The organism is Ferruginibacter sp. SUN106, assembly GCF_050611765.1.
In the GTDB taxonomy this organism is placed as follows: domain Bacteria; phylum Bacteroidota; class Bacteroidia; order Chitinophagales; family Chitinophagaceae; genus Ferruginibacter.
Genome location: NZ_JBODJC010000002.1, coordinates 795,325 through 811,837, shown reverse-complemented (window position 1 = coordinate 811,837; position 16,513 = coordinate 795,325). Strand labels below are relative to the sequence as shown.

Here is a 16,513-nt window from a genome sequence, read left to right as displayed (position 1 = left end):
CTCCCTTGCAGCTTGTGGCTTGCAGCTTATTATGCTTTATCCCGGAGCTTATTTTTAACTCTCCCTTGCAGCTTGTAACTTGCAGCTTATTATGCTTTCTCAAAAAAATTTTTCACCGCAGCAATTATCCGCATTAACTGCAGTAGCATTATCGGTGCCGATTGCTTTAGGCATTTTTGTTTTTAAGCCCGTATGGTGGATTGCATTGATTGCTTTAGTGGTAATTTTCCTGGGTAGTTTTGCTTTGATACATTACACGCTGAAAACATTTATCTACAGGAAAATAAAACTCATTTATAAACTCATCTACCAAACCAAGGCCAGCAAAAGAGAAGAGTTTTATTACAAAAATATTTTACCACAAAAAGGTATTGATGAAGTAAGAGAAGATGTGGAAAAATGGGCCATACAACGAAAAGAAGAAATAGAAGTACTGCAGCGAAACGAAACCTACCGCAAAGAATTTTTACAAAACCTGAGTCATGAATTAAAGACGCCGATTTTTGCTATACAAGGGTATGTAGATACCCTGTTAAATGGCGCTTTGGAAAATCCTGAAGTGAATAAGAAGTTTTTAACCAGTACTTCCCGCAATGTAGACAGGCTGGTAAACTTAGTAGATGACCTGGATGAAATTTCAAGATTGGAAAGCGGGGAACAATTATTGTACCAACAGAATTTCATCATACAGGACCTGTTGAAAGAAGTGTATGAAACATTGGCTATAAAAGCTGAGGAAAAAGAAATTAACTGCATTATTAAAAAAGGTTGCGAACAACCTTTAACGGTATATGCAGATAAAGAAAAGATACGACAGGTATTTATTAACCTGGTAGATAACGCCATTAAATACGGTAAGCAAAATGGTACTGTGGAAAGTAGTTTTTATAAGATTGATGGCATGACGGTTTTAATAGAGATCAGCGATGATGGCTCGGGTATAGCTGAAGATCATTTACACAGAATATTCGAACGCTTTTACAGAACAGACCTGGCAAGAAGCCGCAAAGTAGGCGGCAGTGGTTTGGGACTTTCTATTTGCAAACATATTATTGAAGCACACGGACAAACGATTCATGTACGCAGTAAAATTGATGTGGGTACAACATTTGGTTTTACATTGCAGAAGAGAAAAGATTAATTGATCTGCGTTATTTTCAAGTCAAACTAAATTATTAAAAAAGGTTGTTCCGGATTATCAGGAACAACCTTTTTTATTGTTGCCAACTTATTTAATATCCGGGGTTTTGATACATTTTAGCCGGATCTAATTTATATTCATTGTAAGGGATAGGGAAATAAAAATCTTTGGTGGTGCAATTGGTTAAAGGTGAATTATCAAAATTTGCCTGCGACTTTGCATTAAAATATGCCACCAGTTCTGTTGCATTAAAGAAACGGGTTAAATCGTGCCAGCGATGATGTTCAAAGGCAAGCTCAATTCTTCTCTCGTGCAAAATCGCCAGTTTTAAAGTGGGATATCTTGAAGTATAAGCAGCATTACCAAGCATGGTTGCATAGTTGGGCATACCAGCTCTTGCACGAACCATATCGAGGTATTTGATGGCGTTAGTGTTATCATTTAAATACATATACACTTCTGCAAGATTTAAAATAACATCTGCATAGCGGATCAATATCCAGTCGTTGCCACCATAGCCCAAAGTGCTTGCAGCAGCACTGGCATCTCTGAATTTTGTGATAAAATAAGAAGATGTAGCGGTTGCGTATTTAACCGAAAATGCGGTGCGAGGGTCACCAGTTTCAAATTCATTCAGCAGGTCTTTGGTAAAAAGGCCACCAGCTCCCTGCGAAACAAATAAAGAATTAATAGTTTCTCCTTTTGCCTGGTTGGTTCTTGCCAATGATGAGGAGTAAGTGGCATCACCCTGTTTATACACTATCTGAAATATTATCTCTGCATTAGTAGATTTTTTATTTACATCAAATACATCTGCAAAAGGGATATCAGAAAGATTGGTAAATGTTTTTTGATTGAAACAAGCCAGCAAATAAGTTTTAGCATTGTTTAAATTTTCAGCAGCTTTCGATGCATCTAAATTTGTTGCCATTGTTAAATATACCTGGCCCAACAATGCGTTTGCTGCCTGTAATGATACTCTCCCTTTACTGGCTGCCGGTTGTATTACAGGCAGGTTACTATTTGCAACATCTTTTAAGTCGCTAACAATTTGCGCATACACATCATCTTTTTTTACCCTGAAGGTGAGTGCGGCTGCCTGTTCTGTTGTTGTTAGCCTTTCGGTAACCAAAGGCACGTCACCAAATTCTCTTACTAAATTAAAATACATATAAGCTCTTATAAATTTCAATTCAGCTATGTATTGTGTCTTAGTGGTTTCATTGGCAAAAGTAATTTTAGGTATTATTGACAGGATCAGGTTTGCCCTGGAAATGGGCGTATATAAAGCAGTCCAGTGACTTTGCAGATAACTGTTACTGGGTACTATTGAAAATGCTGTAAATTGAAAAGGCTCTCCATTATTGGATTGATTGTCGGTTGTATTTACATCATCGGCACGATCATCGGTCCATAGTTGTGCGCCTTCACCAACACAATTGGAACTCCTTAGAGCTTGGTATACGCCATAAACTCCTGTGGTGATATCAGCTTCTGTCTGATAACCATTATCAACAGATACTGCATTGGGATTGAATTGTTCTAAATTAGATTTACTGCAACTGGTGAGACTTATTATCAGCACTACACTGAAAATAAGAGAAAATATTTTATACATAAATTTATTTTTGTGAGTTGATAATTTTTAAAATTGAACTTTTACTCCTGCGCTAAAAGAACGGGCCAAAGGATATTTACCATAATCCACACCAGGGGTAAGATTTGACCCGTTGTTAAAATCAACTTCAGGATTATAACCTAAATATTTGGTAACCGTAAAGGCATTGTCAATAGCAGTATACCATCTTAAACCACTGATGCCTAATTTTTTTGTAAATGCCATAGCAGAAAGATCAACACCAAAAGTAATATTAGTACACCTGAAGAAGGATCCATCCTGTAGATAGTAATCAGACAATCGTGTGCTGTTACTTTGAGAACCACCACGTGTAGCCCTGTATTCGTGACCGTTACCTGGTTGCGCTTCGCTGCGGTAACGATCATTTACAACAGCATATTGGTTGCCCGAACCTTCCATATTACGGATGTAATAATCCTGTCCGTCTATAACCTGGTTACCTTGTGAACCATTGAATGAAGCGCTAAGATCAAACATTTTATAGTTTACATTAACACCAAAACCATAAGTGAATTTTGGGTACGGTGTACCAATGATATCTTTATCCGCATCAGTAATAAGTCCATCTCCGTTTTTGTCAACAAAATATAAATCACCCGGGTTTAATGGAGTGGTTGAATACGTTGATATGGGGAAGCCTTGTAATTTATAACCGGCCGGAAATTTGTTTCCGTTTAATTTGTATACAGCCAGATCAGCATTTACATTAGTCATATCTTTTTCTCTCACCATGCCTGCAACCCTGAGACCGTAAAATGAACCAACAGGATCACCTTCTCTTGTAACGTGGGTGATATAACTTCTTTCTGCACCATTAATTTGTATTTCACTGGCGCCACCAAGACTAACCACTTTATTTTTATTGGCTGTAATATTACCGCTGAAGTTTACATTAAAATCTTTACTCTGTATAATCTTAGCGTCTAGTTGTAAATCAAAACCTTTGTTTTGAATGTTTGAATTATGCAGGTTTGTTAATATAGATGTTGCGCCGGATAAGGAAGAAATACTTTGATTGTATAACAGGTTATAAGATTTACTACTGTAATAGTTAAAAATTACCGATAAGCGGTTATTCAATACTGTGGCATCTATACCAAAATTATATTGTGCAGTTGATTCCCAACCCAGGTTAGCATCTGTAATACCACCTGCCCATGTAGCATTGTAAACAGTACCGCCAATTACCTGTCCTCCAGAACCGGTTAGGTCTTGCTCGTATCTGTAATTACCAATATTATTATTACCTGTTAAGCCCCAGCTCGCCCTTAGTTTAAGAGAAGAATTTTTACCTAACCAGTCTTTATAAAAAGATTCATTAGAAAGATTCCACCCTGCAGAAACTGACCCAAACTGACCCCAACGGTTTTGCGGGCCAAAACGAGAGGAAGCATCTGAACGGAACGACCCGGTTAAAAAATATCTTCTGTCGTAACTATAAACAACTCTTGCTAAATAAGACATTAAAGTGGTGGTTGATTTGCCTGAATTGGATAATCTTGAAAAATCTCCTGCTGTAGAACCGCCAGAAGTAATTTCAGGAACCAGGTCGTTAGTAAAATTTTTTACTGCTACTGCAACAACATCAGTATTGGTTTCCTGGGAAGTTGAACCAGCTAAAGCATCAATACTATGTTTGCCAAATTGTTTTTTATAATTTAAAGTAAACTCTCCCAATATATCCTGGATAGTCATAAACTGTGCAGAGGCATTTGCTGCAAGAACAGATTGTGACGAGCCGGCAGGATTAATACCATTGCTTAAATTTGTTGGATAATAATACTCATATTTTTCAGTATACGTTTCGCCTCCTAAATTTACTTTAGCCGAAAAGTTTTTTACGATTTCATACGTGGCATTCACGTTATAGGTAGCCCTTGTTCCTTTCCTGGTAATTTTTACCCGCTGTGCTAAAGCTAAAGGATTTTCTATACCCTGGAAAGCGTATGCAAAACCATCTGTTTGTGCACCGGCACCTACATTGGCCAATGCTAAACTACCATCGGGATTGTAAGCAGGAAAAATGGGCATATAAACTAACGCACCTAAAATAGGACCCTGGTTAAAGCGGCCTTCCTGCACTTCCCGGTTATTAGTATTGGTAACAAAAATACTTGACGATGCTTTTAATTTTTTAGAAAGATCGGCATCAATATTTGCTCTCAGGTTTATTCTTTTTTGATAGGTACTGTTTAAAATACCGGGCTGATCTAAATACCCGCCACTAATAAGATACTTTGTACCTGCAGTGCCGCCGGAGAATGAAAGATTATGTCTTTGTACCAAAGCATTATCATACAATACATCCTGCCAGTCGGTATTATACTTAGGGGCAATTATTTTTTGAGATGCAAAATCATAAAGGTCTTTAATAATACTTACCGAACTGGCAGTTGCAGTTTGCCCTGCTTTTAAATTACGTGTGGCGTTGTCATCAGAATAAAATGCATCATTCCAAACAATACCTTTAGAAATAAGGATGTCTTTATAATTCGCATTTCTGCCATTTACAAAAAGGTCAGTAAATTGTGTAGCGTCTAATAATTTTACTTTATTAGCCAGTTGCTGACTGCTTAACTGGTAATCATAAGTTAGTTTTCCTTTACCTTGTTTACCACGTTTAGTTGTAATTAGAACTACTCCGGCTGATGCCCTGGAACCATAAATGGCAGCAGATGCAGCATCCTTTAAAATTTCAATAGATTCAATATCATCCGGATTAATAAAAATATCGTTGCCAGATGTGGCAGGGTTGTAACCGCCAGTGGCATTACCACCATTACCCTGTCCCTGGCTTATATTACCTCCCACAGCATAGCCATCTATTACATACAAAGGTTCTGAACTGGCATTGATAGAGCCAATGCCACGTACACGTATTTTGGCACCTGAATATGGTGCACCACTAACCTGCGCTACCTGAACACCGGCTACTTTACCTACCAATGCCTGGCTTAAAGTTGGTGCAGAAAGATTTAATTCTTTTGCCTTAACACTCGATAGAGAACCAGTAACATCGCTTTTGCGTAACCGCTGGTAGCCGATTGAAACTTCATCCAGCAGTTTAATGTCTTCCTTTAATTTAATGTTGATAAAAGACCTGCCGGCTTTTACTTCCTGTTGCACATAACCTGCTGAAGAAATAATCAGTGCAGCTCCTTCATTTACTTCTATTGTAAACTTACCATCTGCATCAGTTAACACTACTGCTTTACTGTTTTTTACAGATACGTTTACCCCCGGAATGGGTTTATTATTTTCATCTGTAATGATACCGCTGATTGTAATCGTTTGCGTTTTGTTTTCATTGCCTGCTTTTATATTACCGGGCAAAATGGTAAAGAGGCCAATTGCAAATACCAGGCTTAGTATTTGCCCTAACTTCCTTAAATTTTTAAAGAAAATTAAGTGTAACATTTTTTCTTGCATACTAGTTTTGATTTTATGTATTAAAAATGATTTTGGTAAAAATTATTTTCATCAGCAAGCAAGCCAAAGCAATATTTTTTTAGATGTGAATAATAAATCTTTATACCTGATTTAAACCAGGCAGATAAAATGCTCATTGATCATTACTCACCAATTTATGTTTATCATATTCACATTGTTTTTTCTTGAAGAAGTTACCGCAATGCCTGAAGTATATTTGTTATTCAAAAATGTGAAGCCCTCGAGTTCATCACTCCTGTCTATGTCAATTACCTTAATAACAGACTGTTTTCCTTCAGCAATAGATTTTTCCAGGTCCACATAAGTGAACCGCCATTTTCTACCTTCTATTTGATTTTGAATAAGTACAAGAATTCCTTTGTCTGCCATCCAGTACAGGTTTTGTACCCAGGGAGTACAGGTAAATTTTTTATACAAGACCCCTTTTTCAGAAGTCTTTTTTGCTTTTTTTAAGAGAGAAGGGTCATAGAGCCGAACTTCATTTGCTTTATCACCATAATCAGCTGTAGCAACATACCATTTCTTTTTATATTGTACATATTCTGGCCTTGTACCCTGTATGCAGGTATCATCATCAATAGTATTTAACAGATTGCCATCTAATGTGCCTGTACGTTGTAAACCTTGCCAATCAATACAATAAATAACTGCTCTCCATAAAGTACCTTCTTTGTTTAAACGAATACTATTACCGAGAAAAACCGGGTTGTTATCGTGGTAAGCAATACCGGTAGGGTGGTTAATGACATCAGTATCGTTAAGCGTTAGTTTCATTTCTTTATTATTGTACAGCAAACTATCGCCTTCCATTTTATATTCTCTTATCATACCAACCTCCCTGTCGCCATACATGAATATTTTACCATTTTGATTAGAAACTCCCTGGCAGGCACCCAACGAATCAATATTGTAAGATTGAGAAATTGTCATCCCCGGTTCATTCGTAAATGAAGGCAATAAAATGGTTAATAGTATTATGGTCAAAATAATTCCCAACTCTGTTATTTTCATAAGTGTTGATTGTAGTTTTATTTTTTTAATCGCTATTATTAAGAGGAAGACTAACATTACTTTACCAGTTTATTTAGATCAACCATTTTTATATCAGGGGTCTATTGGTTCCATTGGGTTAATATGCAGTGCTTCAATCATTGGAAAAAATTCTACCTCTGTTTCACTTAAGCGGATACCATTTTTATAAGGCGCTTCGTTTAATTCTTTTAAACAACGGGCAATTAGAGTATTGCTGATCATATTGCTTTGCCCTTTTGTAGTGCAGGTAATAGCGGGTTTGTCAAAAGGCATTCCATAGTGGTATATCATTCTTACAGTGTTACGCATATTGGTGGTGGTATGCCGGGCATGCGGATCAATCAAAATTGCATTGGCTGGAATGCCCAGTTTTTCTATCAAATACTTTTTCATCTCGGTAGCTTCGCAAAATTTAGTTTTGTAAGGATGTACTTTGCCACCAGATGTTACAATAAATGGAGCTAATCCTTTTTTATATTGAATAGCAGCAAGCCTGCATCGTAGCATACCTTCGGCACTTAATGCAACCTGGGCATCTTCAGGGCCGGCACCCGGAATCATTATCAGTGAGTATTTATAATCATTCCATTTTATATTCTTTATTCTATCAACAGCTAATTTATTTTCGCCTTTTTCCATCGGCTCAAAATCAGCGGCCTGTTCCCTCTCATTCATTTCCAAAAAGCGCAGTGCGCAGGTAAGCGATGGATAAAAAAATAAATTATTTTCCTTGCTTTCTAATGCAACTAAAGAGGAGGTGTTATATAACAAACTCACATAGTTATACAAGTAAGTGTTGTTATTGCGGGGATCTTTTGTATTAAAGCTTATAGAATCAATTAATGGATAGTTAGGCTTATTACCTCCTGCATATACCCCAATGCAAAAATTAATACCGTTGGCATCCTGTTCCCATGCTTTTGCCAGCATTTCTTTGCCAGGGAGGTTTTGAAATAGCACGTAAGTGCCCGAAGGAATTAAATGATTTTGCACCAGTTTACCTAATGCATTCTGTGGTTCGTATAAAATGGCCAGTCTTTCACTAATTGCTTTTATTTCAGCATCAGTAAATTTCATTCTGTCGATAAAGCAACTGCCATCCCTGCCACAATTAATAAGTGACGATGATAAGGAATCAGTTTTGGCCTTTGCAATTGAAGACAGTATATCATCATTGCCGAGTAATTTTTTTACATCAGGCAATTGCTGAAAAAGAGTGAGCAGGTAATAATTTTTTGATTGCACGAAATCATTGCCCTGCAATAATTGATACCTGGGGTTTGGGGTGTTTTTTTGGGCAAACGCAGCTGTAATAAATAAAAAAAATATTACTTGCAGAAAGATAAACAGTTTACTGGTATTTGTTTTGGAAAACATATATCAACGAAATTTTGGAAATGCAAACCTATGCTTATGCAAATGATGAAAGTTAGCATTGAAAATTGTTAATTATTTTTTGTTACAATGGTAATAATTACATAAAAATTTCAACATGATTTTATAACATGTGATGGATACTTTGAGTGTAATTTTTACACTGATTATATTTTATTATGCTACAGAAAAATAAGGCTGTTATTCTACTGGTATTCTTTTTTAATATTTCATTTTGCATCCTTGCACAAAACATTACACTCCCAGTTTGCAAAAACAGGTTTATTGTAATAGCACATAGAGGAGACCATACAAATGCAGCGGAAAATACATTGACAGCTTATCAAAATGCTATTGATGCCGGCGCAGATTTTGTAGAGATTGACTTACGTACTACCAAAGATAGCCAGCTGGTAATTATGCATAATTCTACTATTAATTATATGACTGAAGCTAAAGGAAATGTGAGTGACTATATGTTTGATTCACTAAGAAAGATACCAGTTCATGACCCACAGCATCCTGAATGGGGAAAATATACCATACCTACTTTTAAAGAAGTACTGCAGTTATGTAAAGGAAAGATCAATATCTACCTGGATTTTAAAAATGCTTCTGTAAAAAGTGCATACCATGAAATTGTAAATGCAGGAATGGAAAGAAATGTTATAGTGTATATAAACGAAGTGCATCAGTTTGCAGAATGGAGAAACATAGCCCCTGCAATGCCATTAATGATAAGTTTGCCATCCCAAATAAAAACAAAGCACGAAATGTATGCATTATTAGATTCCCTGCAGATTGATATACTGGATGGTAATTTTGATGAATACAATATAGCAACCGTGTTGGCCGCTAAAGAAAAAAATATACCTATCTGGGCCGATATTCAATCTAAGGACGAAAATGCCGAACGATGGGATAGAGCCCTGGTACTGGGCTTAGCAGGATTACAAACCGATCATCCCGCTGCCTTAATCGGGTACTTGAAATTAAAAGGCATGAGATAGTTTAAACCGTTTTTAGATGCGGATAAAATTAATGCAGCTATTTATTTTATCTCGTTTAAATATTTTACAAATTCAGTATTGATACCGGCATTAAAGTTTTCCATCTTTTTGATATAAAACGATCTTACGTCATTCCAGTTGTAATACGGAAATGTTTTTGTGAGTAATCCTTTTACCGCTACTTCTTTTTCGTTCAGTAAAAATTTAACCAGGTAATTTTCACTGCCTTGTTTTTTATACAGTATCCATTGTATGTTGGAACTTAAAGGGATTACTTTATCAGCATTCCATATTCGATTGATGGAGCTTACACTTCTTGTAGCTGTTGCTGCAGTAGTTAATCCTAATAAAGTTGCATAAGGTGAAATGGTTTCTGCATGGCTGAAACGCAATTGTGCATTTACCGTTTTTGTTTTAACATACTCATCTGTGGTAATGATGAAATCGGCCAGCAAAGGCAACGCAATTTTTACCTGTATGCCGTTAACATCTGCACCGGGGCCTTTTACAAAAAAATCTTCTGCATTATCAATTTTACCTAAAGTGAATAATTGTGTGCAGGTTAAAAAGGATTGCATATCTACATCGGCAATTGTATATCCGGCATCTTCAATTTCTTTTTGTACAGAATAAAAAATGGTAATGAAGCCATACAGGTCTGCGGTAAACTTATCCTGGTCTTTTGCTGCTATATTTTTAAAGTAAGAAGGGGTGAAAAATTGTGCTGTTATTTTGGTTGCCAGCTGGTTGTATTTTTCTGCTGCTTTTAATTGTTGCAGGTATTGTAACCAGTTACCATTTTCTTTATAAGCATCATATGCAGGCGACATATCATAAAACCGCAGTGTTGTATCGTTTAATTGCTTCGCAATTTCCGGTTCGTTTATTCTGGTTTTTAATGCAGTTACAAAAGCATCGCTGGTTTGCAGGGTCCTTATTTCTTTGGTATAAGATATATGCAAAACCGGTTTTGTGTTATTGAACACATTGCTGTAATTAGCATACATCCTGTCTGCAAGGCCTTGCTGTTCTGTTTTTCCACGAAAGGAAATAGATTTAAAATTTTTCTTCTCTGCTTTTTCTAAACGAACTATTTTTTCTTTCAGCAATTTTCCTGCTGCACTTAATCCGTTAGCACTATCCGCCTGGAAAAGCAATTGATAGATAAAGGAACTGTTTACATCTTTTGTCAGGTGCCTTGCGCCATGCCGGCCCACATGATTGATGAATACAGGAGCATAACCCTTTGGCGGCGCACTGTATTTTTGTTGCTGGCTTTGATACAATGTTTTTGAACCTAAAAAAGGCTCTTTACAATTTTGGCCATTAGAAACTAATGGAACAAAACTGTAAAGGCAAATGGATATAATTATTCTCTTCATCGTTTCACTATTCCGGTATTATTTCAATCGGATTAATAATGCAGATTTCCGCTTCCGTTAATCTGGTAACAACCAATATCGGCACCGGGTTGTGTATAATCTGTAACACCATATTTTTCATCTGTAGGAATTAACTGCAAAGGTTGAAAGCCTTTGTAACCTTTGCCAATACAGGGAGAACCCGGTTGCAAAGTAAATTTAAAATTTCCAATGGCATTAATATCCTGCAAACGATAACCACCAATAACAGGTAATGGATAATTGAAGAATAATGGATTGCCTACCTGTACTGCATTGGCAGCAGTTGCAGCATAGCCGGTATTGCTTAAATAATTAAATGTAGCAGGTAAAAAACTGGTTGGGTTAGGGAAGTCGGTGGATTGTGGTTTGGTAATATAAGTGGTGGGATAAATTTCGCTGGCTACACTTAAACTATCAGCCCAATAATAATTGTAGCCATAATGGCCATTGTATAAATAAGCTGTATCTGCAGCCACATTCGACAATATGCGTAAACCAAACCTGCAGTTTACAATAAGATTATTAAAAGCCATTCCTCTTGCGCCTTCTTCAAAATTGATTGAACCGCCACGGCCGGTTTTGGTTTGCCTGAATCCTCCGTTGATAATGGTATTGTTATACATTCTTACATTACATTTTGTAATACCCGGCCCGCTGCCTTTATCAGATGCTTTTAATCCATTGGTAGCATCGCCGATAAAAAGATTGTAGGCCATATCGCCTGTACCACCACTTTTTATATTTAAAACATCACCACCATTTTTTCCGCATCTTTCAAAAGTGCTTCTTAAAATAGCAAACTTACCACCGGCACCGGATACACGTATGGCGTCGTCAACAGTGCCATATATCCACGAATCTTCAAAAACTAAATTACCCGTAGGGTTAGAAAAATAAATAGCATAAGAAGGATCAGTAGCGGTTAAACCTAAAACAGTATAAGCAGTAGAACCACCTGCGTTTAATGTAGCGCCGCAATATTCTAAATGCGTCCATTTAAAAACCATGTAGGGACTGGTAGCATCACCCAGTACACCTTTCCATTTGCCATTAAAAGCAGAATCATTACCTGCTTTAAAATTTACTTTAGGTTGATCCGTTTTAGTTTGTCCGGCAACAGTAAGCCAGATGGGTTCATCTTTTGTGCCTAATGAAAAGAAAGAACCTTTAACAATGATACCTGCACCATTATTAAAATTTACTCTTACGCCAGGCTGAATAATTAAAGTGTCGTTAGGCTGTACATAGATATCGCAATTTACAGTGTAAGTTTTTCCACTTAACATTGTGCCGGTAACGTTACCGCACAACGGCGTTGCATCGCTGATAGGCTTTGCAGGCGTGGGTACGTATACGTAAAGGTCTCTTTTGTCTTCTGAAAGTTTTTTACAACTGCTGAAGATAAATGCAGCAAGCAGAAGAGCTACTGCACTGAATATTATTTTTTTCATGATGATAAGTTTAGTGTATTGAAATGGTAAACTGTATTATTTAGAATTTATACTTTAAGCCAAACAGGTAACTGATCTTATAAAAATCACTTTGTACAAAAATGTGTTTGAAATCATCCTGGCCTGCTAACTGGCTGGGAGTGCCGTCATACAAATAGGCTTGTTTGATGATGGATTTTGTTTTTGAACTGGTAAGGTTATTGATCTTACCATAAAATGTAAAATGCTTAATGATCTTTTGTTCAAATGAAAAGTCTAATTGATTATAAGGTTGTTGCCAAACATCTAAGCCGTAATAAGGGGATACCTGTGTAAGCCTTTCGCCGGTGTATACAAAAGCTAATTGTATATCCAATCCTATTTTACCATTTTTATACAATAAGGAAATGTTGCCCACATTATCCGACTGCCCCTGCATTGGCCTGGTTTGAGAAAGTTTTGAAGTGGTATCCTGTCCGCTGTTATTGTTGTAATAGCGATACAACTTATTAGTAGTAATTTTTGATTTAGTATAAGTGTAGTTTGCATTTACACCAAACTTGCCAATGAATTTGGTTAACACAAATTCAAAACCATAGTTGGTAGCATTACCAAAATTATACGGCATTAAAGTAACTGCTGCATGTGGGTTCACCCTGTCTGGTAAACCTAACTCAATCGGATCTTTAATTTTTTTATAGAATACGCCCGCTAAAACCTGGTCGGCACCTTCTGGAAAATATTCATAACGCAGATCAAAATTATCAGCCTGTGTATGGTTTAAATCCGGATTACCTTTTTCATCATAATATTCGCCGTGTACCTGGTAAGGTGTGATTTCAAAAAAGCCGGGACGGCTGATGCTTTTAAAATAAGAAGCTCTCAGGTTTTGTTTATTGTTGATAAGGTATTTAAAATGCAGGCTGGGTAAAACATCAGTATACCAGATATGCCCGTAAATATCATCAATAGAACCCGGAGGGATAGCCGTGGTATAATGCTGGTCAGTATTCTCTACTCTTACACCACCTAATACCTGAAGTTTTTTTGTAGCCATTAATTTAGCTTGCACATAACCTGCTGCAATATTTTCAGAGCTATTATAACAATTGGGATTGATTGGATTTCCCTTCGCTTTTTCTGCTTTTGAAAAATCATATGCGGCACTATAAATATCAGTAAAGGTTTGTACGCCCGACCCTTTAGAGCTTAATTCATATTCATTATAATAATTGTCTCTTTCTTTATGGCGGTATAATCCACCGGCGCTCAATTCAACTTTTGTTTTTGCAAGGGTTGGGGTATAAATAAAATTAGCATACCCGGAAAGGTCTTTATCACTGTTGTTGCGCCAGATCCTCGTCATACCTGCAACAGAATAGCCCGGAGGATTTTGTACAATACCATTCTTTACTTCATTGTCTACTTCATACTCTGCCTGGTCGGGTACATTTTGTTTAGCTAACGAATACACTGCACTCCAGTTGAATTTTAATTTGCCGGATAAATTATGTTCACCTTGTAATGTGCTGTTATAAATACTTTGTATCTGCCACCTGCTTCTGTTGTATACAGCTACATTACCTGAGCCTGGCCCGGTGCGTTGTGTGGTTAATGAAGAATCTACACTGTAACGGGATTGAAATTCATCCATGTGAATGTAGAGATTGTACAGGGAAATTTTATTGTTCTCATTGATAGTGTAATCCCATTTATTATTAAAACCTAAGCGGCGTTGCTGTGTAGAATACTCACGGGTAAAGCCATCATTAAATGTAGCCACGTTATCATAACGGGTGCCGTTTTGTACAAAAGTTTGTGATTGCGGATTCTGGCGGTTAAAAATATTATCAGAGCCACGGTACATGTTTTGATAACTTCCACCCAATACCACACCTAATTTTTTATTAAGAAAACGATTGCCAATGGTAAAACCTAATTGCCCGTTGATAGGATTAGCTAATTTTTTTAAATCAAGATTGGCTCTTGCAAAATCATTACTGGTGGCAAAATAATCAGGCCCGTTTAATGTTGCAGGATCTTTTTTATTAATTACCGAATGATCGAAAGTTTTAAAATCTCTTTGATTGAATAAAGTATTAAAACCACCTGCTGCATAAATATTCAGTTTAAATTTATCAGGTGCATTCTTCATTACTAAATTCATGGTGCCGCCTACAGCATCGGCTTCCATAGAAGGTGTAAGGCTTTTGATCACTTCCAGTCTTTCCAACAGATCACTCGGAAAAAGGTCCATCGGTACATAACGGAATTTATCATCGGGGCTGGGGATTTTAATACCATTTACCAATGTGCTGTTGTAACGCTGGTCCATACCACGAATGATGGCATAGCGGCCTTCACCACTGCTGCTGCGTTCGATGCTGATACCACTGATGCGTTGTAATGAATTGGCCACCGTAACATCCGGTGATAATTCAATGGCTTTTTGAGAAAGATTATTTACTACTACATCAGCATTTTTTTCCAATGACCTTGCTGCTTTATCGCTCTCCACATTTTTTGTTGATTTAACTACAACACCACTTAATTCCTTCAACTCTGTTTTCAATTGAAAGTTGATGCCTTTGGTGTCTTGTCCGGCTTTTACTTCTACATCTTTTTGTTTAGCTTTTTCATAACCCGAATATTTTACTTTGATCTCGTATTTACCGGCAGGAATATTTTTTAAAACATACGTACCATCAAGGTTTACGATGGCGGAAAATTTAGTGTCTTCCAGACTTACAGTAGCACCTACCAAAGGTTCGCCGGTAACAGCATCGGTAACTTTACCCCTGATGGTTTGTGCACTTGCCATATTAACAATGGCTGCAAATAAAATAGAAAGAAAACTCTTAAAAATAAGTTTGTTGTTAGTGCGCATATAAGCAGTTTTTGATAATTGCTGCAAAACTTGCCCAATAACTTCAGAATCTCTTCAGAATTCACAAACTTTACATTTTCTTAAACTTGCGGTAACATTCACCTAATGATAAGTTAACATTGCATAACGCTGTCCATAAAAACTACCTGAAAATCAATATTTCAAAACTCCCTGGTAATATTTTCTTTGTATCGCCTTCATACTTTGCCGCCGGCAAATAGATCTTTTTTGTTTTACTATCCAGCATCATCGTTTTACAACCTTTTTGTGTTGTAAGTGTTTGAACAATTTTGTAAGAAGAAATGCTTTGTTGTTTTATAATAGTAACATTTCCTTCGCCATTAGAACTGTAAATGAGTTTTGACTGCGGGTCAAAAACTACTGCATCTACACGGCCGCCTATTGGTATAGAATCAATCACCTTTTCTTTTTTTATATCAAAAACAATTAGTTCTTTATTAGAACAAACACTGAATAATAAATTGTTGGCTCTGTCAATGGCAAGGCCCGAGGGTTCGTCCCCGGGAGCAACAGTCCATGTTTTTAACACGGTTAATGTTACGGCGTCAATTTGTACCAGTTCGCTTTTGTCTTCGATATTCACATAGATTTTCCCCTTCAGATCGGTAACACCAAACTCAGGTTTGCCGGGTAATGTAATAGAAGCTACAATTTTTAAACTGGCGGCATCTATTACAGTAACGTTATTGGTTTTACCATTAAAGGCAAACACCTTTTTGCTGTATTCATCATAAAGTATTGCATCCGGATTTATACCATTTACTGCTATAGTGTCAATCACAGCAAAAGTTTTTAAATTAAAAACAGTAACACTATTTGCTTTGCCATTGCTGATAAAACCTTTATTTAATTCATTGTCGATAGCAATGCCATGCACACCAAATGTTTTTGGTATTTCACCAACCAGAGAATCATTGTCCATTGATGCCACCAGTGTTTTTGTTGCATGGGAGAAATAAATATTCCTGTTTAATTCATCGGCCGCCACATAATCCCAACCGGATTGATCGCCTACAGCAATGGTTTTATAATAAGTATAATCTTTTTGTTGAGCTGTTGCAGTTATTGATAAAAAAGTAAATGCAGCAATAATAATTTTTTTCATTGTTTGTTTTTAGCTGTAAAG

At 36.7% G+C, this 16,513-nt stretch carries 10 protein-coding genes; 2 read left to right on the top strand and 8 right to left on the bottom strand.

All coding sequences use genetic code 11. The features are described from left to right. Positions 1-91: 91 nt before the first annotated feature. On the top strand, positions 92-1,141 hold the full coding sequence (locus tag ACQ334_RS09355; protein WP_430987933.1) for a sensor histidine kinase: 1,050 nt from the start codon (positions 92-94) through the stop codon (positions 1,139-1,141). Between the two features lie 91 nt (positions 1,142-1,232). On the opposite strand, the gene ACQ334_RS09350 is transcribed toward ACQ334_RS09355, so the two are convergent. From ACQ334_RS09350 to ACQ334_RS09335, 4 genes are all read right to left on the bottom strand, one after another. After that, positions 1,233-2,759 carry a RagB/SusD family nutrient uptake outer membrane protein gene (locus tag ACQ334_RS09350; RefSeq protein ID WP_430987932.1) on the bottom strand — a complete coding sequence of 509 codons (1,527 nt, stop codon included), beginning with the start codon at positions 2,757-2,759 and terminating at the stop codon, positions 1,233-1,235. A gap of 27 nt (positions 2,760-2,786) precedes the next feature. Continuing rightward, the gene (locus tag ACQ334_RS09345; RefSeq protein WP_430987931.1) at positions 2,787-6,197 is read right to left on the bottom strand and encodes a SusC/RagA family TonB-linked outer membrane protein; all 3,411 of its coding nucleotides are present in this window, start codon (positions 6,195-6,197) and stop codon (positions 2,787-2,789) included. 159 nt (positions 6,198-6,356) lie between these two features. Then, a complete protein-coding gene (locus tag ACQ334_RS09340; RefSeq protein ID WP_430987930.1) occupies positions 6,357-7,241 on the bottom strand; it encodes a hypothetical protein in 885 nt (294 codons plus the stop codon). Positions 7,242-7,334: 93 nt separating this feature from the next. Next, on the bottom strand, positions 7,335-8,639 hold the full coding sequence (locus ACQ334_RS09335) for a YdcF family protein (protein WP_430987929.1): 1,305 nt from the start codon (positions 8,637-8,639) through the stop codon (positions 7,335-7,337). 176 nt (positions 8,640-8,815) lie between these two features. Between ACQ334_RS09335 and ACQ334_RS09330 the strand changes: the two genes are divergently transcribed. Beyond that, positions 8,816-9,646 (top strand): glycerophosphodiester phosphodiesterase family protein, encoded by an 831-nt coding sequence (locus ACQ334_RS09330; RefSeq protein ID WP_430987928.1) that lies wholly within the window; start codon positions 8,816-8,818, stop codon positions 9,644-9,646. A gap of 41 nt (positions 9,647-9,687) precedes the next feature. Here ACQ334_RS09330 and ACQ334_RS09325 read toward each other — a convergent pair whose 3' ends face one another. From ACQ334_RS09325 to ACQ334_RS09310, 4 genes are all read right to left on the bottom strand, one after another. Further along, positions 9,688-11,028 carry a histidine-type phosphatase gene (locus ACQ334_RS09325; RefSeq protein WP_430987927.1) on the bottom strand — a complete coding sequence of 447 codons (1,341 nt, stop codon included), beginning with the start codon at positions 11,026-11,028 and terminating at the stop codon, positions 9,688-9,690. A gap of 32 nt (positions 11,029-11,060) precedes the next feature. Then, positions 11,061-12,500, bottom strand: a complete 1,440-nt coding sequence (locus ACQ334_RS09320; RefSeq protein ID WP_430987926.1) for a hypothetical protein — start codon at positions 12,498-12,500, stop codon at positions 11,061-11,063. Between the two features lie 40 nt (positions 12,501-12,540). Next, entirely contained in the window at positions 12,541-15,366 is a 2,826-nt protein-coding gene (locus ACQ334_RS09315) for a TonB-dependent receptor domain-containing protein (RefSeq protein ID WP_430987925.1), read from the bottom strand. Positions 15,367-15,508: 142 nt separating this feature from the next. Then, entirely contained in the window at positions 15,509-16,492 is a 984-nt protein-coding gene (locus tag ACQ334_RS09310; RefSeq protein WP_430987924.1) for a YncE family protein, read from the bottom strand. Between the last annotated feature and the right edge of the window lie 21 nt (positions 16,493-16,513).